This is a genomic window from Saccharothrix coeruleofusca (assembly GCF_014648515.1).
Lineage (GTDB): Bacteria > Actinomycetota > Actinomycetes > Mycobacteriales > Pseudonocardiaceae > Actinosynnema > Actinosynnema coeruleofuscum.
The window spans coordinates 3,505-23,187 of the sequence record NZ_BMRG01000012.1; the positions used below are offsets into that span (position 1 = coordinate 3,505).

The following is a 19,683-nucleotide window of genomic DNA, read 5'->3' on the forward strand; positions in this document are numbered from 1 at the left end:
AGCGCGTCCAGCGCGGGTCGCCAGTCGGGGTCGGGCTCGGCGGGCGGGACCAAGCGCTTGCCCGCCGCGCCCTCCAGCGGAGGACCCCAGGTCAGCAGGTGGTCCACCAGTGCCCGCACGTCGTAATCGGCGCACGGCGTGGGCGCGTCGAGGTGGTGCGGCTCGATGGCGTGGACGACTTCCAGGAAGGGCCCCGCGGCGAGGGGGACCAGGTGCTCGGCTGACATGCGGAGCAGACAAGCACGGCGCTCGGCGGCGGTATAGGACGAACGCGACGTAGGCTGGGGGCGTGGTCAGGGACGTCCGTGGACTGGCGGGGGCGTGGGCCGAGCACCAGCGGCACGACTTCCCGACCCCCTCGCCGGACCTGGCCCCGTACGTCGAGCGCTACTGGGTGGTCTCGTGGCGTTACGACCAGCCGTACCGGCAGCTGGTCGTCCCGTACCCCAATGTCCACCTGACCTTCCGCGCGGGCGCGGCGTCCGTGCAGGGCGCCCGCGGCGGCCACCAGGTCAAGGTGCTGCGGGGCGAGGGACGGGTGTTCGGGGTGGCCTTCCGGCCGGGGGTCTTCCGCGCCTTCCTGGGGGCGCCGGTGCGCACGATCACCGATCGCGTCCTCGACGCCGAACGGGTGTTCGGCCCGGAGCTGCCCCGCGATCCGGGGGTGGCGGAGGTGGAGGGGTTCCTCCGAGCCCGCCTGCCCGCCCCCGACCCGGCCGCCGGGCAGGCGGTGGAGGCGGTCGCGCGGATCGCCGCGCACCCCGCGCTGACCAGGGTCGAGGCGCTGGCCCGCGAGCTGGGGGTGGGTGTGCGGCACCTGCAGCGCCTGTTCGCCGAGCACGTGGGGCTGAGCCCCAAGCGGGTGATCCGCCGCTACCGGCTGCGCGAGGTGACCCGGCGGCTGGAGCGCGGCGAGCGGGTGGCGTGGGCGGCGCTGGCCGCCGAGCTGGGCTACGTCGACCAGTCCCACCTGGTGCGGGACTTCAGGAAGGTGTTCGGCGAACCGCCCGCCTGGTACGCCGGGCGCTACTGATCCGTCCGATGTGGACACATCACTCAAATCGGTGACCCCTCTTCGACTGGCGAGCGTTTCGTATTGCTTTCCGCCGAACGGCCGCTAGAGTCGGGGCACAAGTGGTTCAGCCCAGCAGCCGCTGTCCGGCCGCGTAGCGCCAGGAGGCTGTCGTGCCCGTGTCAACCGATGTCCCGGTGATCGACGTCCTGAAGGGCCTGCTGCTGGTGCAGCGGGACCTGGTCGGCTTCGCGGTGGTGGTCCGCGTCACCGGGGAGGTCGACGGCACCAGCGTGGAGATGCTCCACGACGAGCTGTCGGTCGCGCTCGCGCTGTCCACCCCGCCCGCGCCGGTGGTGGTCGACCTGACCGGCACCACCTTCTTCGGCGCCGCCGGGCTCAACGAGGTCTGCCTGCAGCACCACCGCGCCCACGGGGTCGGCACGCAGCTGCGCGTGGTGCCCTCGCCGCAGGTGCTGCGCCCGCTGACCGTCATCGGCCTGGGCGAGCTGCTGCACGTGCACGCCGACGTGGAGAGCGCCCTGCGCGGCGAGGTGCCCGCGCAGCGCACCCCGCCGCCGGGGGAACACCGCATCGGGTGAGCGCCGCGTGGCCCCCGCTAGGCTCGCCAGCGTGGTCCGCACCCGCTTGTACCGGCACGGCGTCCTGGAAGCCGACGGCTTCCCCCCGGAGGACATCTCCGAGCACCTGCGCGACCCGGACGCCGTGGTGTGGCTGGACCTGTGCGGTCCCTCCCCGGTGGAGCTGGCGATGCTCGCCGAGGAGCTGGGCCTGCACGAGCTGGCCGTGGAGGACGCGCTGCACGAGCGCCAGCGCCCCAAGCTCGACCGCTACGAGACCCACAGCTTCCTCACCGCCTACTCGGTGGGGCTGGACGGCGGGTCCGGCAAGCTGGCCACCGCCGAGCTGGCCGTCTTCCTGACCCATCAGGCCCTGGTCACGGTGCGCAATGACGACCGGTTCGACATGGCCGCGGTCGTCGCCCGTTGGGATGAGTCGCCGCACCTGGCCAAGAGCGGCGTCGGCTTCCTGCTGCACGGCCTGCTCGACCACGTCGTGGACACCCACTTCGAAGCGGTCCAGGACCTCGACGAGCACATCGAGGACCTGGAGGACATGGTCTTCGCCGAGCGCCCCAGCAGCGCCGACATGCAGCGCCGCGCCCTGTCGCTGCGCAAGTCGCTGGTCACCCTGCGCCGCGTGGTGCTGCCGATGCGCGAGGTCGTCAACGCGCTGATGCGGACCGACCACGGCATTGTCGACGAGTTCATGCGGCCGTACTACCAGGACGTCTACGACCACGTGCTGCGCGCGTCGGAGTGGACCGAGTCGCTGCGGGACCTGGTCACCACCATCCGCGAGACCCAGCTCAACATCCAGAGCAACCGGCTCAACCTGATCATGAAGAAGGTCACCGGCTGGGCGGCGATCATCGCCGTGCCCACGGCGGTCACCGGCTTCTACGGGCAGAACGTGCCCTACCCCGGCTCGGAGCAGCCGTGGGGCTTCTGGACCTCCACCACCGCCATCGCCCTGCTCTCCGGCGGCCTGTACGCGCTGTTCAAGCGCCGCGACTGGCTCTGAGCGGGGTCACCCGACCAGCGGAGACCGCGTTTGCCCCCGATCGGGCCGGGTAGCCGGGGTGCCTGCGCCACCGCCGGAGCACCGCCGGAGGACCGTCGGAGGACCATTGTGGACGCACCACCGGCCCCGACGCTGGGCGTCGAGGAGGAGTTCCTGCTCGTCGACCCCGCCACCGGGCGGCCCGTGCCGCGCGGGCGCGAGCTGGTGCGGGCCGCGCGCGAGCGGTTCGGCGTGGACTTCGACGTCGAGCTGGCCACCTGCCAGCTGGAGACCAGGACCGGGGTGTGCCGGGAGCTGGCCGACGTGCGCAGGCAGCTGCACGGGATGCGCTTCGTGGCCGCGGAGGTGGCGCGCGAGCTGGGCTGCCTGCTGCTGGCCGTCGGGGTGCCGCCGCTGGGCGGGCCGGAGGTCGGCCTGGGTGAGGAGGAGCGCTACCGCAGGCTCACCCGCGACCACCGGCTGCTCGCCGCGGAGCAGTCGATCTGCGGCTGCCACGTGCACGTGGCCGTGCCGGACCAGGAGACCGCCGTGCTGGTGTGCGACCACCTGCGGCCGTGGCTGCCCGCGCTCACCGCGCTGACCGCCAACTCGCCGTTCGCCCGCGGTCGGGACACCGGGTTCGCCAGCTGGCGCGCGGTGGTGTGGTCGCGCTGGCCGGTGTCGGGGCCGCCGCCGTACTTCGGCTCCGCCGGGACCTACCGGGCCACCTGCGACCTGCTGCTGGCCTCCGGGGCCGCGGCCGATCTGAAGATGCTCTACTGGGACGTCCGGCCGTCCTCCCACCTGCCGACCGTCGAGGTCAGGGTGGCCGACGTGGCGGCGACGGTGGACGAGGCGGTGCTGCTGGCGGGCCTGGTGCGCGGGCTGGTGTCCACCGCCCTGGCCGACGTGCGGCGCGGCCTGCCCGCCCCGCCGGTGCCCGCCGAGGTGCTGCGCGCCGCCCAGTGGCGCGCGGCGCGGGACGGGCTGGAGGGGCACGCCTTCGACGTGCTGTCCGGACGCCTGGTGGCGGCGCGGCTGCTGCTGGACCGGCTGCTGCACCGGGTGGGGGACCAGTTGGCGGCCAGCGGTGACCTGGGGGTGGTGCGGCAGCTGTCGGCGGCGCTGGTGCGCGGCGGTGGCGGCGCGGCCCGGCAGCGCCGCGCGTTCGCCCGCGCGGGGTCGATGGCGGAGGTGGTGGACCACCTCGCCGCCGAGACGGTGGCGGGTGGCGGGGCGTGGCGCGGGGGGCCGGCGCGCAGCACGGCGTGAGCGGGGACGGGGAGTAGCCGGCGGTGCCTGCTATCGGTTCTCCGCTTACTGCAATGTGATCACAGGGGGCGTCTGCCCTTCCGGAACTCCGCGCAACACGGAATCGTCCTTACCAGTGGAACCCACCCCACCGATCAGGAAGGACGGCGACATCAGTGGCCCTGGACCCGCGTGAAGAGCTGCTGCCCCTGCGGACCGACTTCGACCTGGCGTGGCGCGGTTACGACCGCGGCCAGGTACAGCACTACGTGCGGGCCGCGGAGGCCGACCTGCGCCTGCTGGCCGCCGACCGCGACGCGGCGGTGGCGCGCGCGGAGGACTTGGCGCGGCAACTGGAGCAGGCGCGCTCCCAGGTCCACGAGCTGACCGGCAAGGTGGACCGGCTCTGCCGGACCCCGGTGGACCCGGACGCGCTGTCGGACCGGTTGCGGCGGATGGTCGAGCTGGCCCACGCCGAGGCCGCGGAGGTCACCGCGCAGGCCCGCGCCGCCGCCGAGCAGACCTGGACCGCGGCCAACCAGGCCGCCGACCGGATGCGCCGCCGGGCCGAGCACCTGGTCGCCGAGCTGGAGCAGCGGCGTCGCGAGCTGGAGGCCGAGCAGCGCGACCTGCTGGCCCGCGCCCACCAGCAGGCCCAGGCGGTGACCGGGCAGGCCGAGCGCCGCCGCCGCGAGCTGGACGAGCAGGCGGCTCGGCTGCGCGAGCAGGTCCGGCAGGACTTCGAGCTGGCCATGACCGCCCGGCGGGCCGAGGCGGCGCGCCGGGCCGAGGAGCTGGAGTCCGCCGCACGGGCGCGCGCCGACCAGGTGGTCCACGACGCCGAGGAGCACGCCCGCCGCGTCGTGGCCGAGGCGCAGCGGCGGGTCGACGAGCTGCGCGAGCGGCGGTCCCGGATCTCCGACGAGCTGCGCCTGGCGCAGCAGGTGCTGGCCGGTGCCGCGCCGCTGCTGGAGCCGCTGCCGGAGGAGGAGCTGCCGGAGCTGCTGCCGGGGGAGCTGCTGTCGGAGCGGTCCGCGCCCGCGCTGGAGCTGGTGGTCGGTGACGCCGAGGTGGCAGCCTGACCACGTGGTGCGACCCCCTGCCGATCACGCGGCGTCGTGCTCCGCGGAGCGACCGGGTTGCGCTGCCGGAGGGACGCGCGTAATCGACTTCTCACGGCCCGCGGGTGCGGGCGCGTGGCGGTCCGCCGCCGGACCGGCCTCGGTGGTCCCGGCGGCGGTCGCCACCGGATGAAGATCCACATCGGACTATCCCCGATGGACACGAATTTTTCTCGTCATCCGTTCCCGGTGAGGTGAAGACCTCGTTTGTTGACCCGTAAGAGGGGTTCACGCACGAGAAGGCGGGGTCATACCCAGGATTCGCGCGCGAAAACCTCTTGCGGACTTCAGGTTTTTGGTCCTGGAAATCGATTAGGCCCCTCGGACGGCGGGTAGATCGCAGTCAGTACACGCAGACTGTTGAGGAGTCAGTCGTGACCGAGAACCAGATGGGTGCGGTCCGAGGGGCCGCGAAGGAAGAAGGCGCCGCGGTGGCCCAGCACGCCAGGCAGGCGGCAGGCGATGTGGGCTCCACCGCTGGGGAGCAGGTCCGGCAGGTGGCCCAGGAGGCGGGCGCGCAGGCCCGGCACGCTGTGCACGACGTGCGCGAGCGGGTCGCCAGCGAAGCCGAGCAGCAGGCCCAGCGGGTCTCGCAGCAGCTCAACCGGATCGCCGACGAGCTGACCTCGATGGCGGAGGGCTCGTCGCAGTCGATGACCTCCGGGGCGATCCGCCAGGTGGCGGACACCAGCAGGCAGGCCGCCCGGTTCATCGACGAGCGCGGCGCCCGCGGCCTGCTCGACTCCGCCCAGGACTTCGCCCGCCGCAAGCCGGGCGCGTTCCTGCTCGGCGCCGCGGTCGCGGGCTTCCTGGTGGGCCGCATCGCCAAGGGCGCGACCGGGCAGGGCGGTCAGCACGAGGTCCAGCAGGTCGGCCGCACCCCGCAGCCCGCGGGTTACAGCGTGCCCCCGGTGTCCGCGGTCGAGACGACCACCCCGATGGGCACCGCCCCGGTGGGCGCGCCCACACCGCGCACGGGCGAGGAGCCCGTCCCGGTGCCCGGCGCCTACCCGACGGGTGGCTACCAGGGCAGCGGTTACCAGGGCAGCGGCTACCAGGGCAGCGCGTACCAGGGCGGAGGTGTGCCGCATGTCCAGCGTTGAGGCGGGCTCCGGAACGGGGCCGGGCATCGGCGTGGGAGCGGGTGTCCCGCACCCTCGGGTGGACGCCGCTACCCCCGGTGACGACCGCGCCTCGATCGGCGAGCTGGTCGGCGAGCTGACCCAGGACCTGTCCCGCCTGATGCGGCAGGAGCTGGAGCTGGCCAAGGCGGAGCTGCGCGAGGAGGCGAGCAAGGCGGGCAAGGCCACCGGGATGCTCGCCGGAGCGGGCTTCGCGGGCTACATGACGGCCGTGCTGCTGAGCCTGGCGCTGGTCTTCGCGCTGGGCAACCTGATGGACCTCGGGTGGGCCGCGCTGATCGTGGCCGCGCTGTGGGGCATCGCGGGCGCTGTGATGTTCAGCAGCGGACGCGCCAAGCTGCGCCGGGTCTCCAAGCCCGAGCGCACCATCGAAACGCTCAAGGAGGACGCGGAATGGGCCCGACACCCGACCAAATAAAGCGGGACATCGACCGGACTCGCGCCGAGCTGGTCGCCGACGCCAACCGGCTGGTCGACCACACCAGCCCCAAGCGCATCGCGCAGCGCCGGGTCCGGGGCGTCCGCGACGGGCTGACCACGTTGAAGGAGAGGGTGATGGGTACCGCATCGGACACCACCTCGACGCTGCACGGCCACGCGCACGGGGCCAAGAGCACCGTCGCGGAGAAGGCGGGCCAGGCGGCCGAAGCCGTGCAGGCCATGCCGCAGCAGGCCGTGCGGCAGACCCAGGGCAACCCGCTGGCGGCGGGCCTGATCGCGTTCGGCGGCGGCCTGCTGGCCGCGACGCTGCTGCCCCGCACGCGCACCGAGGAGCAGGCCGTCCAGCAGCTCGGCGAGCGCGCCAGCGGCGTGGTCGAGCCGGTGAAGGAAGCCCTCAGCGAGTCCGCGCAGCACCTGCGCGAGGACGCCATGTCCACGGTCGGCGAAGCGGCCGCGGAGGTCAAGCAGACGGCTTCCGACGCCGCGCGCACGACGGCTGAGCACGCCAAGGAAAGCGCCCAGCAGGTGGCCGACCGGGCCCGCGAGTCCGGTCAGCGGGTCTCCCACGAGGCTCGCGGCTGACCCACCCCGCGACACCAGCTCCGCCGGCCCGCTCCAGGACCGGCGGAGCAGTCGTGTCCGGACCCTGGTCGTGGCTCGACCGGCAGCGCGGAGGAGACCGCGCGCCGTGACCGGAACACACTGTCCTACTGGGACGCTCACCGGCGGTGCCCGCGCGGTGGCCCGGTGTCAGACGGCCTCCTCGAAGCCGCCCTGCGCGGGGGTGGCCGGGTGCAGGCTGGTCAGCCGGGGCACGCCCGCGTCCAGGTCGATGACCCCGGAGGCGCGGGCGCACAGCGCCGTGTCGAGCAGGGCGAGCAGCTCCAGCATCAGCACCTCGGCCTGCTGCAGCGTGTCGGTGTGGCCCACCACGTACTGCCGCGCGCCGCGCTGCGCCACCTCCACGTCTCCGTGCAGCTGCACCAGCACCCCGAACGGCTTGGGCCTGCCGTGCGCCAGCAGCTCGGCCGCGCCGATCCGCATCACCAGGTCGGCGCGCACCAGCCCCTGGTCGTACGTGGTCAGCCAGACCTGGGGTGTGGGCGACGGTGCGTACATCCCGGTCATGGAGCGAGGTTAGGCGCGCGGACGCGGTGCCGCCCGGCGCGCGCCACCTTCGTCACCCGCACGGGGTGACCGGAGAACCGCGCGCCACGGTGCCCGCTCACCCCGCGATGGCTTACCGGCTCCGGTCGCGGTGACCGGTGCGCGATCCGCCGAGCGGTCGACCCGGAACGCGCCCGACCCGATCGCGGCCCCGGTCGTGGACGGTCCACCGCTCGTTCCGGGATGGGCCAGGACGCGGACGGTGACGGCTTGGTAATCCGCAGGCATGACGGCCGGGGGCGGAGTGTGAACCGGCCCCGGAACCGTTCAGGCCGCGCCATTTCCGGCGCGGTCACTCGCGTGAGTGCTACCGCTTGTGAGTGCTGTGACCCGTGGGTAGCGTCGCCGTCGCCCCGCTCCGCTCGGTCCCCCCGGCCCATGGGAAGCAGGCAACGAGGAGTGAATCGGCATGGCACGCGCGAGTGTGAGCAAGACCCTTGTCCTGGCGGCGGTCGCGTTGAGCGGGTTGCTGCCCGCCGCGCCCGCGAACGCGGACGAGGAGGACGGGATCCTGATCCGCAACGGGGCCAGCGAGCGCTGTCTGGACGCCGAGTTGCAGAGCGCGGACCAGGACGGCACCAGGATGCTGCTGTGGGACTGCCACGGCGCCGCCAACCAGCAGTGGCACTTCAACCAGTACTCCGGCATGATCCACAGCGAGCACTCCGGGCGCTGCCTGGACGCCGACATGGACACCATCGACGACGCCATCACCACGGTGCAGCTGTGGCAGTGCAACGGCGGTCTGAACCAGCGGTGGTACTACGACCCGAGCAGCCAGCGGATGTACAACCGCCACTCCGGGCGCTGCCTGGACGCGGACATGTCGACCATCGGCGACAACGGCACCAGGGTGATCCTCTGGGCCTGCCACGACGGCTTGAACCAGAAGTGGACGTTCTGACCTGACCGGACCCCCGACCAGGCGGACCCCGCGCACCCGCCCGCCGCGACCGCAGTGTTGCGGCGGGCGGCCTGCGGACCGCCGAAGCGGCGGCGACACCCCCCGAACGGCCCTTTGTCCTTGTGCCGCAACGGCCCTACCGTGAGCGGTCCAGTGCCGTGGTCGACGCTGATCACCCAGGGGGTCGCGATGTCGTGGAATCGGGTTGCCTCGGCAGGGGGCGCGCTGCTGCTCGCCGCCGCCACCGTGGTCGTCCTGCCGGGAGCGGCGGGCGCGGTCGACGACCGGCCGACGGCGGTGGTGTCGCTGGGCGACAGCGCCATCTCCGGCGAGGGCGCGGGTTCCTACGAGCCGGGCACCATGGGGGAGAACGGCAACTGGTGCCACCGCTCCACCCAGGCGATGGTGCACCGCACGCGGCTGGCCGACCGCACCTTCAACCTCGCCTGCTCCGGCGCGGACTCGGCGAACGTCTCGCTGGCCGACACCGTGCACTACACCGAGGGCTCCCAGGCGCGCAGGCTGATCGACATCGCCAGGCAGAACCGGGTCACCGCGGTGGTGGTGCAGGTCGGCGCCAACGACGACCCCCGGTTCGCCGACACCATGGTCGACTGCGTCGCGGCGTGGGTGAACGCGCTCGGCCCGAGCTGCCGCTCCCGGCTCCAGGCCGAGTGGCCCGCCCGACTGGCCGCGATGGCGCCCAAGGTCGAGCAGGCGGTGCGCGACGTGCGCTCGGCGATGAGCCAGGCCGGGTACGCCGACTCGTCCTACTCGTTCGTGCTCACCTCCTACGCCTCGCCGGTGACCGAGAAGATGGACCGCCTGCTGCACGGCCCGCAGGGCTGCCCGCTGCGCATCGACGACGCGGGCTACGGCCGGACCGTGGCGGTGCCCCAGCTGTCCGAGGCGCTGCGCGGCGTGGCCACCCGCACCGGCGTGAAGTTCCTCGACCTCTCCCGCGCCACGGAGAACCGCGAGGCGTGCAGCAAGGGGATCACCACCTCGGGGGAGTGGCAGCGCAGGCTCACCGTGGACCCGTACGCGCTGGTGACCGGCGGTCTCGACGCGATCGGCCTGCACCTGGCCCAGCAGTCCTTCCACCCCAACGCCGCCGCGCACGGCCAGCTCGGCCGCTGCCTGACCGAGTTCGTCACCAGCGGCGCGGGCAGCGCCCGGTGCCTGGAGGGCTCGGACGGCAACCTGCACGCGGTGGCCTGACCGGCTCGTCGGGGCGCAAGAGGCCGGGGTGGCGGGAAGTCCCGCTGCCCCGGCTGTCCCGTCGCGGCGGGCCGCCACCGCTCAGGAGGTGGGGCGCAGCAGGGTGATCCGGTTCGCGCCCAGCTCGGTGACGTAGAGGTGGCCGCGGTCGGGGTGCTGGGTGATGTCCAGCGGTTGGCGGAAGCCGGTCAGACCGGTGATGCCGGTGGTGCGGTTGGACAGCGCGCCGTCGGGGGCCACGTCGAAGGTCTGCACGTCCTGACCGGAGGAGTAGCGCACCACCAGCAGCTTGCCGTCCAGCCGCCCGCCCCGGTACTCGATCGCGCCGTTGGCCGAGGCGTGCAACCCCGCGTCGTAGGTGCCCGCGAGGTCGAAGTTGCGGTCCGGCGGTGTGCCGACCGGGTAGGCCCCGACCTGGAACGGGTCCGCGCCCGCCGTCGGGTTGCCGCCCGCCAGCACCCACTCGCAGCGGATCGGCGCGGGGTGGCCGTAGTAGCGGCCCGGCTTGACGTCGAACACGTAGTCGGTCTCGGCGACGGGGTTGTCGGTGACCGAAGCGACCGCCGGGCCGGTGTAGGGACCGTCGGTCCGGGTGGCGCACGACGCGGGCAGCGGCGAGGGCGTGGCGGGGGCGTTGCCGCCCGCCGCCGAACCGTTGGTCGGCGCGTACAGGTGGCCGTTGCGGTGCCACACCAGGTCGTAGGCGTTGCGCACACCGGTCGCGTGGATGGTCAGCGGGGCCGCCGCGGCGTAGGGGTCGTAGCCGCCACCGGCCTCGGTCCGCACGTTCACCGGCAGGCTCGCGGGCAGCCGCGCGGGCCGCAGCCGCAGCACCGCGGCGCTGAGCAGGTGCTCGGGCCGGTTGCCCCAGGTGGTGTCCGGTGCGCCCATGGCGTTCATCGAGCCCTGGGAGAGGTAGAGGTCGCCGTCCGGGCCGAACACCAGGGAGTTGCTCTCGTGGTCCTTGACCGAGCGCGGCAGGTCGGTGACGACCTCGGTGTAGACCGACAGGTCCGGCCCGGACAGCCGGGCGATCCTGCCCGACCAGTCCGGCGCGTTCGCCGTGCCGCCGTGGTTGTCGGTGATCCACAGGACCGGGTTCGCCGCCGTGGACGCCGGGTCGAACGCCAGGCCGATCACGGTCCGGTCCGGCGCGCCCGGCAACCCGGCCGCGGTGGCGTGCGCGCGCACGGTGTCGATCACGGTGGCCGCGCCGAGCGTGCCGTCGGCGTTGACCGGGAAGCGGTGCAGCCGACCGGTGGTGGTGGCCGCGTACAGCCTGCCGTCGGGTCCGAACGCGACGCTGGTGAAGGGCGCCCCGGTGGCCACGCCGAAGACCTGCTCGAAGGCGGCGGGCCCGCCGCCACCGCCGGTGCCGGTGGTGAACACGCCGGAGTACGGCAGGAACCGGTTGCCCGCCACGTCCCGGACGCCGTCGGTCAGCTCGAACCGGTGCAGCGCGGAGGCCGCCAGCGGCGCGGTGGGGGAGAGGCTGACCACGTCGCCGCCACCGCTGGTGATGACGCCTGCGGGCACCACCGCACCATCGGAGACCCTGGTGAGCCGGACGGTGGCGCTGGTGAGCGTGGCGGGGTCGACCGCGCCGCCGGGCAGCCTCAGGTCGGCCACCACCCCGGCGGTCGGGCTCACACCCGTGGCCAGGTTGGCGGGGGTGAGCGTGCGCACCGAGGGCCGCGCGGTCCCGTCCGGCACGCCGGTGATGTCGACGTAGGCGAACTTGGAGTTCACGCCCGCCCTGGGGCTCAGCGTCAGCCGCCCGTCGGTCACCACGACCACCCTGGTGGCCGTCGCGTGCCTGACCGCCGAGTCCGGTTCGAACGCGGCCACGCCGTTCTGGTCCTCGACGTTGACGTAGTGCGCGCTGTCGGTGGCCGCCCCCGCGTCACCGACGGCCACGGTCACCGCGTAGGCGCCGTCGGGGACCGCGATCTCCCAGCTGCCCGGTGTGGGCACGCCGGGGGAACCGGCGGGCAGCTGCGCGTGCACGAACGTGGCCAGCCGGACGTCGGGTTGCGCGGAGCCGCGGTTGCGCCCGTTGCCGACCAGGCTCAGCGGCGTGCCGGTGCCCAGCGCCACCCAGCCGAAGCTCTGCCCGCCGGGCCTGGCCCCGTACGCCTCGCCGAAGTCGCGCGCGTACCCGGCGGGCGGCGCGGTCGCCTCGTCGGAGAAGTTCACCCGCGCGGTGAACGGCGCCGCCGGGGCCGCCCCGGCGGGCGCGGACAGCGCCGCGGTGACCAGCACGACCGCGGTGGACAGTCGAATCGCCTTCGCCGACCGCATGGCACGCCCCCCTCGCGCGAAGAACCCGGTCGGTCCAGGTTCGCAGGTGCGCCCGCGACGACAACCGCCGAAGGGAGGGCCGTCCTCAGGGGAACCGGATGGGCGCTATAGGGGGCTCTGCTCCACGTCCTCCATGCGGGCGTACAGGACGACCTCGTTGACCTCCAGCTTGTTGATCAACCGCAGCGCCGCGACGATGCCGTTGCCCACCAGCTCCTCGGCCACCTCGCCGTACTCGACCTGCATCAGCACGTTCACCCCCTGGTCGTGCCGCGCCCCGCCGTCGGGGTCGACCCACGCGCTGGGCGTGCCGAACTCGGTGGCCGCCTCGCGCAGGAAGGCGAACACCTCCGCCTTGGCGCCGGGCAGGGTCAGCGTCAGCTGCTCGCGGTGCACCCGGTCCAGCAGCACCCCCTCCTCCGGGGTGCCGAACAGCAGCGCGTGCAGCAGGTCCTTGGCCCCGGCCAGCAGCGCCTCGCCCAGCGGCGAGCGGTGGCGGGGCTCCACCAGCGGTCCGCCCGGCAGCGGCGGCACCAGCAGGCAGCCCTCGGCCACCAGCCGCTCCGAGGTCCACGCGGCCAGGTGGCTGGTGGCCTCCACCAGCGACTCGGCGGTCAGCGGGACGGGGGTGACCCGGTGCGCCCGCGCCCGCTGCACGGGCAGCGTGGGCAGCCGGTCCAGGCCGAGCCGGGGAGCGATCTCGGCCAGCAGCTGGTCGACGACCCACTCGTGCGGCTGCTCCAGCAGTCGTGCGCGCAGGTCGGCGACGACGCGGGCGGCGATGTCGGCCCGAGCGGAGCGGACCAGGTCGTCCAAGGCAGCCATGACCCGGCACGCTAGTGAGCGTCACGCTCCCCCAGCGCGGACGTCACCCCGTCGCGCAACAGCTTCACCCGAGCAGCAGAGCGGCACGAGCACCCGGCGCTGCGCACCGGCCCGCGCGGACGCCCCGAGGGTCCACCGAGGAGGGAGGACCCGGCCCTCAGAGGTCCTCGGTGGGCGGCGGTTGGTCCACGTCCTCACCGGGCGGGACACGGCGGTCGCCCAGCCGCCACGGGTACACGCCGACCTTCCCGGTGCTGCCCAGGTCGATGTTGATCGGGGCGGCGCCGGAGGACGTCGACGCCGGGGCGCGGGAGATGAGCTGCTCCTCGGCCCCGCTCCACGGCGCGACCCGCAGGTGCTCGCCCACCAGCGGTGGCGCGGTGACGTCGGTGTAGGTGTTGCGCCAGGCGATCCCCGACCGCGCCGTGGCCCCCGGCTCCAGCACCACGGTCGTCGGCTGGTCGTACCGGCTGTCGCTGGTGATGCTCTGCGCCCCTTGGAGCACCGCGACGTTCAACGGCTGCTGCTCGCCGTCCAGCACCACCACGCCGGGGTAGCCCTGCACGGTGATGGTCTCCTCGCCGCAGTTGGTCATCTCCAGCGCCATCACCCGCAACCCCATGGCGGCATCGCTGTCGCCCGCGTTGATCCGCACGCCCGAGTCCGGGCAACCCTCCTGCGGAGGCGGCTGCTCGGTCGTCGTGGGAGCGGGCGGAGGGGGCTGCGGGGTGGGTGTGGCGCCGCACGCGGTCAACGCCAGGACCAGCACGAGCCCCCAAGATCTCGTGTCCACCAGGTGATCGTCGCACGACCAGTCGGCGACCATCCGACCAGGCCCCTTCCGCCGCCCCCTCGGTTGGTATAGACCTGCGGTGTCGTCGAACGGGTGGAGGCGCGGTGCGTGCGATCGTGGTCGGCCTGGCGGCCGTCCTGCTGGCCGGTCCGATCACGGCGGTTCCCGCGCGGGCGGAGCCGGGGAGAGCGCCCGTGGACCACGTCGACCCGCTGATCGGCTCCGCGGGTGGCGGCAACACCTACCCCGGCGCGGTCCGCCCGTTCGGGATGATCTCCTGGAGCCCCACCACCACCAGGGGTGACCAGACCAACACCGGCGCGGCCAACGGCTACGCCCACGACGCCACCCGCGTGCGCGGGTTCAGCCTGACCCACGTCAACGGCGCGGGCTGCCACCCCGGCGCGGCGGGCGACGTGCCGATCATGCCGTTCGTGGGCGAGGTGACCAGCTCGCCGACCGCCGACACCCGCGACGAGGTCTACGCCGCCGACTTCCGGCACGAGGACGAGACGGCCACCCCCGGCCGCTACCGGGTCGGCCTGGCCTCCGGCGCGACCGCGGACCTCTCGGTGACCGCCCGCGCGGGCGTGGGCGAGTTCAGCTTCCCCCGCGATCGCGCGGCGGCGCTGCTGTTCCGCGTCTCCAACTCGCTCAACGGCAGCGAGGACGCCGAGATCACCATCGACCCGGCGGGGCGCGCGGTGTCCGGCTCCGTCCTCACCGGCGCGTTCTGCGGCAGGCGCGCGAACGGCGGCGCGAACAACAAGAAGTCCTACTACCGCCTGCACTTCACCGCCACCTTCGACCGCCCGTTCGCCTCCACCGGCACCTGGGTGGACGGTGAGCTGCGCCCCGGCGGCACGACCGCGCGCGGCGGCGAGGGCTACGAGACCGGCGCGGCCCGCGCCGGGCGCGGGTCCGGCGGCTACGTCACGTTCGACACCTCGTCGGACGACGACGTGCTGGTCAAGGTCGGCATCTCCTACACCAGCGCGGAGGCCGCCCGGCGCAACCTCGAACGCGAGGTCCGCCCGCGCGACGACGTGGCCTCCGTGGCCGCCGACGCGCGTCGCGAGTGGGCGCGCAGGCTCAAGGCCGTCGAGGTCACCGGCGGCTCGGACGACCTGCGCACCACCTTCTACACCGCGCTGTACCACTCGTTCCTCCAGCCCAACATCACCAGCGACGTCGACGGCACCTACCTCGGCAGCGACCAGCGGGTGCACCGGCTGGAACGCGGGCAGGCCGCGCAGTACGGCAACTTCTCCGGCTGGGACCAGTACCGGGCGCACACCCAGCTGCTGGCCCTGCTCGCGCCCGGTGTCGCGAGCGACTACGCGCAGTCCCTGCTCAACCTGGCCCGCCAGAACGGCGGGGTGTGGGACCGCTGGGTGCACGTCAACGGGCCGACGCACGTGATGACCGGCGACCCCTCGGCGCCCGCGCTGGCGGGCATGCACGCCATGGGAGCGCGCGACTTCGACGTGCGCGGGGCGTTCGAGTCGCTGGTCGCCCAGGCCACCACCCCGCACCCGGACGGCCTGTCCGACGAGGGCTGCCCCGGCCAGTGCGAGGGGCAGCGCCCCAACCTGGCCGAGTACCTGCGCCTGGGCTACGCGCCGCAGGACGCCTGCCACTGCTGGGGTGGCGCGGCGGAGACGCTGGAGGGCTCGGTCGCGGACTTCGCGCTGGCCGACTGGGCGGCCCGGCTGGGCAGGCCGGACGTGCGGGCCGCGCTGCTGCCGAGGGCGGGCTGGTGGCGCAACACGTTCAACCCGTCCGCCGCCGACGGCGGCTACCAGCAGGCGCGCGACTCCGACGGCGGCTGGGTGTGGCCGTTCAGCCCGTCCTCGGACCGGGGCTTCGCGCAGGGCAGCAGCGCCACCTACACCTGGATGGTGCCGCACGACGTGTCCGGCCTGGCGGCGGCGATGGGCGGGCGCGAGCGGGCCGCGGCGCGGCTGGACGGGTTCTTCCACCGCCCCGACGGGTCGTGGGCCACCGGCGGCGACCCGCTGCGCTACGACCCGACCAACGAGCCCGGCATCCACGCGCCCTGGCTCTACAACGCCCTCGGACAGCCCTGGAAGACGCAGGAGACGGTGCGCGCGATGGCCTCCCTGGTCTACCGCACCGGTCCGGCGGGACTGCCCGGCAACGACGACCTGGGCACCATGTCCGCCTGGTACGTCTTCGCCGCGCTGGGCCTGTACCCGCAGACTCCCAGCCGGGCGGAGATGCTGCTGTCCAGCCCGGTCTTCCCACGGGCGAGGATCAACCGCGACGGCGCCCCGACCATCACGATCACCGCGCCGAACGCCTCCCCGAGCAACGTCTACGTCCGAGGCGTGCGGTACGACGGCCGCGACCACGGCAGGTCGTGGCTGCCGGAGCGGTTCGTCACCGGGGGCGGGCACCTCGTCGTGGACGTCGCCGCCACGCCCAACACCTCGTGGGGCGTCGAAGAGCTGCCCGTGGACCACGTGCTGCCCGCCGCCGGGCCGGTCCCGAACCTGCCCCGCCCGTGCGCCGAATCGGGCTCGTGGTGTGCCCAGGACCTGAGTGGACAGTACGATGTGGACGGTGCGGCGACCGCGGACGCCAAGCACCAGGGCGACCTGGACGGCAAGGGGTGGAGCTTCCCCGCCGAGCAGCTGCCCGCCGCGGGTCCGCGCACGATCGACGGCGGCGAGTACGCCGTCCCGCCGACCACGGGCGCGGCGCGCAACTTCCTGACCGCGCGCGGGCAGCGCCTGCACCTCACCGCGGACCGGTACGCGGCGCTGGACCTGCTCGTCACGGCGGTCAACGGCGACCAGCACGCCGACCTGACCGTGGCCTACGCCGACGGCACCACCTCGACCGCCCGGCTGTCGGTCACCGACTGGGCGAGCCCCGCCGCGCGCTTCGGCGAGCGCACCGCGCTGTCCACCACCACCCGCTACCGCACTGACGGCACGGCGGACGGCAGGGCCGTGCGGATCTGGCACGTGAGCGTGCCAGTGGACGCCGCCCGCACCGCCACGTCCGTCGTCCTGTCGGCCAACCAGAACCTCAAGGTGTTCGCGCTCAGCGCCCAGGCGGCCCGCGTGTAGATTTCCCCCGGTGGACGGGGCAGTGGACATCTACACCGACGGCGCGTGCTGGGGCAACCCCGGCCCCGGCGGCTGGGGCGCGGTGCTCAGGCACGGGCCGCACGAGAAGGAGCTGTGCGGCGGCGACGCCGGGACCACCACCAACAACCGGATGGAGCTGCTGGCCCCCATCCGGGCGCTGGAAGCGCTCAAGCGCCCCTCCTCGGTGCGGCTGCACACCGACAGCACCTACGTCCGCAACGGCATCACGTCGTGGATCGTGAAGTGGCAGGCCAACGGCTGGACGACCGCGGCGAAGCAGCCGGTCAAGAACGCCGACCTGTGGCAGGAGCTGGCGCGGGCCGCGCGACGGCACCGGGTCGAGTGGCACTGGGTCAAGGGCCACGCGGGTGACCCGGACAACGAGCGCGCCGACCGCCTGGCCCTGCGCGGGCTGGAGGAGGCGCTGCGGGCCGCGGGAGTGGACCCGGCCCGGTGGCGCGCCCGGCGCTGAGAACCCCGCTCGGGAGTTCAGGGGACAGGAGGGCAGAAGTCCGGTACGCGCGGGCAGAACCGGTGCACGCGCGTGTATCCGATCCGACGCGCGTGATGGAGTCGTGTCGACAACCCCGGCGGCAGGCGGAGGCGTGATGGGTGTGCTGACCGACGAGGGCACTGCTTTCGCCGGAGATCTGTTCCTGCGCCTGGCCGAGCAGGGCCTGCTGGTACTGGAACCCGACGAGGCCGAGCGCGTGGTGGCCAGCCTGCGGACGACCCTGGACGAGGTCGCCGCCCGGCTCTACCGGCTGGAGCTGTCGCGCAAGCTGCGCGACTCGGGCTGCCCGATGACCGAGGAGGTGGACCGGCTGGCGGTGGACGCGGTGTTCGAGGGCCAGGTCGCCGCCGAGCGGTGGGAGCGGGCGATGGTGGAGCTGCCCAAGTACATCGAGGCGTTCCGCGCCGCCGCGCGCACCCGGCCGCCCTGCTCGTGACCCGCGCCGCGTGATCCCCGCCCGGCGCGGCGGGCGGGGATCACACTCCGGTCACTGGCGCGACCACACCTGGTTCGGGCCCTCGTTGCAGCGCCACAGGGCGACCTGGGCCCCGTTGCGGTTGTTCTCCGGCAGGTGCCCGGCGGTCACGTCCAGGCACAGCCCCGACTCCACGCCGACGTACTGCCCGCTCGGGTAGCGAACCCAGCGCTGGTTCGGCCCGCCGTGGCAGGTCCACGCCACCACCGCGGTGCCCTCGGCGCGGCCGTTGTTGTAGGCGTCCAGGCACTTGTCGCCGAACACCCGCAGCTCACCGGACGCGGTGCCGACGAACTGCTGGTTGGGGCCGCCGTTGCAGTCCCAGATGTGCAGTGACACGCCGGTGGCCCCGTTGGGCAGGTCCAGGCACCGGCCCGACGAGCCGCCGACCAGGTTGGTCGCCCCGGCGGGCGGGCTCTGGTCGGCGCGGATGCGGTACATCACCGCGCCGTGCGCGGGCACCACGGCGCCGACGACCTCGCCGGTGCGGCTGGTCCGGCCGGTCCACGCGTCGGTGAGCGTGGAACCGCCGCCGGGCAGCCCGACGGCCTGCAGCGTGGTGCTGATCGTCGTGGCCGCGCCGCCCTCGTTGAACAGCACCACCGCGCGGTCGCCGTTGGCCAGCGGCTTGCTCAGCACGTGCCGCGTGCCGTCGCTCCACACCGGCCTGGCCTGCACGCCCAGCGAGTCCTGGTTGACCGCGATGACCTGGCGGTTGAGGAAGATGGACATGGTCTCCTGCGACATGGTGCGCAGGTCGGCGCCGATCAGCAGCGGCGCGGACATCGCCGCCCACAGCGTGAAGTGGCTGCGGTACTCGGTGTCGGTCATGCCGCCGTTGCCGACTTCCAGCATGTCCGGGTCGTTCCAGCCACCGGGGCCCGCCGCGTTGTGCAGGCCCACGTTGCGGTGGAAGATGTCGACCACGCTGCCCCAGGTGTCGGTGATGTCGGGCGTGGTGCGCCACAGGTGGCCCACCTCCCGGCCCCACCGCCACGGCTGGTTCTCGCCCCACTCGCAGATGCTGAACACGATGGACCTGCCGGTGGCCAGCAGCGCGTCGCGCATCGCCTGGTAGCGCTGCTTGACGTCGATGCCCTGGTTGTAGCAGTTGTCGTACTTCAGGTAGTCCACGCCCCACAAGGCGAACAGGGCCGCGTCCTGCCGCTCGTAGCCGAGGCTGCCGGGGTAGCCCGCGCAGGTCATCGTGCCCGCGTCGGCGTAGAGGCCCAGCTTGAGGCCCTTGGAGTGCACGTAGTCGGCGGTTCCCTTGATGCCGCTGGGGAACTTCGCCGGGTCGGGCACCAGGTTGCCCGCGGCGTCGCGCTGGTGCAGCGACCAGCAGTCGTCGATGTTGACGTACTCGTAGCCCGCGTCGCGCAGGCCGGAGGAGACGAAGATGTCCGCGGTCTGCTTGATCAGCGCCTCGGACACGTCGCAGCCGAAGGAGTTCCAGTTGTTGAACCCCATGGGCGGCGTGCGGGAAGCGCCGTTGTCCAGCAGGGGGACCACCGGGTCGGTCGGCATGGGCACCGCCGCGGCCGGTGCGGCGGCGGCGAGCGGGAGCGCGGTGGATATCAGCAGGACCGAGAAGAGCGCGGTGAGGGAACGTCTGAGCATGGTGCCTCCCTGGCGCGGTGCTGGGCGGGGACAACGGGCCGGGGCGGCCGTGATCTTATTTTCAGGAATGATGAATCTTTGTTACCAATTCACTGATTCCGAGTCAACCGCCTGTCGGGCGATCGGCCGGACCGAAAGCATTCGACCACGGGGGAGTCGGCGCCGCACGTGTCGCCAAACGCACACCACGGCT

General features: G+C 73.6%; 19 protein-coding genes. 13 read left to right on the forward strand and 6 right to left on the reverse strand.

Going from position 1 to position 19,683, the window contains the following annotated elements; translation table 11 throughout:
• The coding region (locus IEZ00_RS37075; RefSeq protein ID WP_229796058.1) for a maleylpyruvate isomerase N-terminal domain-containing protein at nt 1-227 on the reverse strand (227 nt) is incomplete at its 3' end.
• Nucleotides 228-289: 62 nt separating this feature from the next.
• On the opposite strand from IEZ00_RS37075, the gene IEZ00_RS24865 reads away from it, so the two are divergent.
• From IEZ00_RS24865 to IEZ00_RS24900, 8 genes are all read left to right on the forward strand, one after another.
• Complete coding sequence (locus tag IEZ00_RS24865; protein ID WP_189225754.1) at nt 290-1,033, forward strand: helix-turn-helix domain-containing protein; 744 nt, start codon at nt 290-292, stop codon at nt 1,031-1,033.
• 152 nt (nt 1,034-1,185) lie between these two features.
• Complete coding sequence (locus IEZ00_RS24870; protein ID WP_189225755.1) at nt 1,186-1,614, forward strand: STAS domain-containing protein; 429 nt, start codon at nt 1,186-1,188, stop codon at nt 1,612-1,614.
• A gap of 31 nt (nt 1,615-1,645) precedes the next feature.
• Entirely contained in the window at nt 1,646-2,617 is a 972-nt protein-coding gene (locus IEZ00_RS24875) for a magnesium transporter CorA family protein (protein WP_229796059.1), read from the forward strand.
• A 108-nt stretch (nt 2,618-2,725) separates the two neighbouring features.
• Nucleotides 2,726-3,868: a carboxylate-amine ligase gene (locus IEZ00_RS24880; RefSeq protein WP_209617031.1), complete on the forward strand. Its 1,143-nt coding sequence runs from the start codon at nt 2,726-2,728 to the stop codon at nt 3,866-3,868.
• 155 nt (nt 3,869-4,023) lie between these two features.
• Nucleotides 4,024-4,929, forward strand: a complete 906-nt coding sequence (locus tag IEZ00_RS24885) for a coiled-coil domain-containing protein (RefSeq protein WP_189225756.1) — start codon at nt 4,024-4,026, stop codon at nt 4,927-4,929.
• Between the two features lie 413 nt (nt 4,930-5,342).
• Nucleotides 5,343-6,071 (forward strand): ATP synthase subunit B family protein, encoded by a 729-nt coding sequence (locus IEZ00_RS24890; protein WP_189225757.1) that lies wholly within the window; start codon nt 5,343-5,345, stop codon nt 6,069-6,071.
• Nucleotides 6,058-6,528: a phage holin family protein gene (locus IEZ00_RS24895; RefSeq protein WP_189225758.1), complete on the forward strand. Its 471-nt coding sequence runs from the start codon at nt 6,058-6,060 to the stop codon at nt 6,526-6,528. Before IEZ00_RS24890 ends, IEZ00_RS24895 begins: the two co-directional genes overlap by 14 nt.
• The gene (locus tag IEZ00_RS24900) at nt 6,504-7,133 is read left to right on the forward strand and encodes a DUF3618 domain-containing protein (RefSeq protein WP_189225759.1); all 630 of its coding nucleotides are present in this window, start codon (nt 6,504-6,506) and stop codon (nt 7,131-7,133) included. Before IEZ00_RS24895 ends, IEZ00_RS24900 begins: the two co-directional genes overlap by 25 nt.
• Before the next feature lie 168 nt (nt 7,134-7,301).
• Here the strand turns inward: IEZ00_RS24900 and IEZ00_RS24905 are convergent, their stop codons facing one another.
• On the reverse strand, nt 7,302-7,679 hold the full coding sequence (locus tag IEZ00_RS24905; protein ID WP_189225760.1) for a hypothetical protein: 378 nt from the start codon (nt 7,677-7,679) through the stop codon (nt 7,302-7,304).
• Nucleotides 7,680-8,127: 448 nt separating this feature from the next.
• Here IEZ00_RS24905 and IEZ00_RS24910 point away from each other — a divergent pair, with 448 nt between their 5' ends.
• Together IEZ00_RS24910 and IEZ00_RS24915 are read left to right on the forward strand one after the other, a co-directional pair.
• Nucleotides 8,128-8,622, forward strand: coding sequence for an RICIN domain-containing protein (locus tag IEZ00_RS24910; protein WP_189225761.1), 495 nt, complete (start codon nt 8,128-8,130; stop codon nt 8,620-8,622).
• A gap of 141 nt (nt 8,623-8,763) precedes the next feature.
• Complete coding sequence (locus tag IEZ00_RS24915; protein WP_229796060.1) at nt 8,764-9,843, forward strand: GDSL-type esterase/lipase family protein; 1,080 nt, start codon at nt 8,764-8,766, stop codon at nt 9,841-9,843.
• An 81-nt stretch (nt 9,844-9,924) separates the two neighbouring features.
• Here IEZ00_RS24915 and IEZ00_RS24920 read toward each other — a convergent pair whose 3' ends face one another.
• The 3 genes from IEZ00_RS24920 to IEZ00_RS24930 all read right to left on the reverse strand — a co-directional run bounded on the left by IEZ00_RS24920 (nt 9,925) and on the right by IEZ00_RS24930 (nt 13,762).
• On the reverse strand, nt 9,925-12,144 hold the full coding sequence (locus IEZ00_RS24920; protein WP_189225762.1) for a PQQ-dependent sugar dehydrogenase: 2,220 nt from the start codon (nt 12,142-12,144) through the stop codon (nt 9,925-9,927).
• 105 nt (nt 12,145-12,249) lie between these two features.
• Nucleotides 12,250-12,969: a hypothetical protein gene (locus IEZ00_RS24925; protein WP_189225763.1), complete on the reverse strand. Its 720-nt coding sequence runs from the start codon at nt 12,967-12,969 to the stop codon at nt 12,250-12,252.
• Between the two features lie 157 nt (nt 12,970-13,126).
• Nucleotides 13,127-13,762, reverse strand: a complete 636-nt coding sequence (locus IEZ00_RS24930) for a DUF4232 domain-containing protein (protein ID WP_189225764.1) — start codon at nt 13,760-13,762, stop codon at nt 13,127-13,129.
• Between the two features lie 104 nt (nt 13,763-13,866).
• On the opposite strand from IEZ00_RS24930, the gene IEZ00_RS24935 reads away from it, so the two are divergent.
• From IEZ00_RS24935 to IEZ00_RS24945, 3 genes are all read left to right on the forward strand, one after another.
• Nucleotides 13,867-16,860 (forward strand): GH92 family glycosyl hydrolase, encoded by a 2,994-nt coding sequence (locus IEZ00_RS24935; protein WP_229796061.1) that lies wholly within the window; start codon nt 13,867-13,869, stop codon nt 16,858-16,860.
• A 10-nt stretch (nt 16,861-16,870) separates the two neighbouring features.
• A complete protein-coding gene (rnhA, locus tag IEZ00_RS24940) occupies nt 16,871-17,353 on the forward strand; it encodes a ribonuclease HI (protein WP_189225765.1) in 483 nt (160 codons plus the stop codon).
• Nucleotides 17,354-17,456: 103 nt separating this feature from the next.
• Complete coding sequence (locus tag IEZ00_RS24945; protein ID WP_229796062.1) at nt 17,457-17,831, forward strand: hypothetical protein; 375 nt, start codon at nt 17,457-17,459, stop codon at nt 17,829-17,831.
• 51 nt (nt 17,832-17,882) lie between these two features.
• On the opposite strand, the gene IEZ00_RS24950 is transcribed toward IEZ00_RS24945, so the two are convergent.
• Nucleotides 17,883-19,490, reverse strand: coding sequence for a glycoside hydrolase family 27 protein (locus IEZ00_RS24950; RefSeq protein ID WP_189225766.1), 1,608 nt, complete (start codon nt 19,488-19,490; stop codon nt 17,883-17,885).
• Between the last annotated feature and the right edge of the window lie 193 nt (nt 19,491-19,683).

Coding starts and splice junctions, on each gene's coding strand:
- IEZ00_RS24895 (WP_189225758.1), top strand. CDS start 6,058: ATGTCCAGCGTTGAGGCGGGCTCCGGAACGGGGCCGGGCATCGGCGTG.
- IEZ00_RS24910 (WP_189225761.1), top strand. CDS start 8,128: ATGGCACGCGCGAGTGTGAGCAAGACCCTTGTCCTGGCGGCGGTCGCG.
- IEZ00_RS24925 (WP_189225763.1), bottom strand. CDS start 12,969: ATGGCTGCCTTGGACGACCTGGTCCGCTCCGCTCGGGCCGACATCGCC.
- IEZ00_RS24920 (WP_189225762.1), bottom strand. CDS start 12,144: ATGCGGTCGGCGAAGGCGATTCGACTGTCCACCGCGGTCGTGCTGGTC.
- IEZ00_RS24905 (WP_189225760.1), bottom strand. CDS start 7,679: ATGACCGGGATGTACGCACCGTCGCCCACACCCCAGGTCTGGCTGACC.
- IEZ00_RS24900 (WP_189225759.1), top strand. CDS start 6,504: ATGGGCCCGACACCCGACCAAATAAAGCGGGACATCGACCGGACTCGC.
- IEZ00_RS24950 (WP_189225766.1), bottom strand. CDS start 19,490: ATGCTCAGACGTTCCCTCACCGCGCTCTTCTCGGTCCTGCTGATATCC.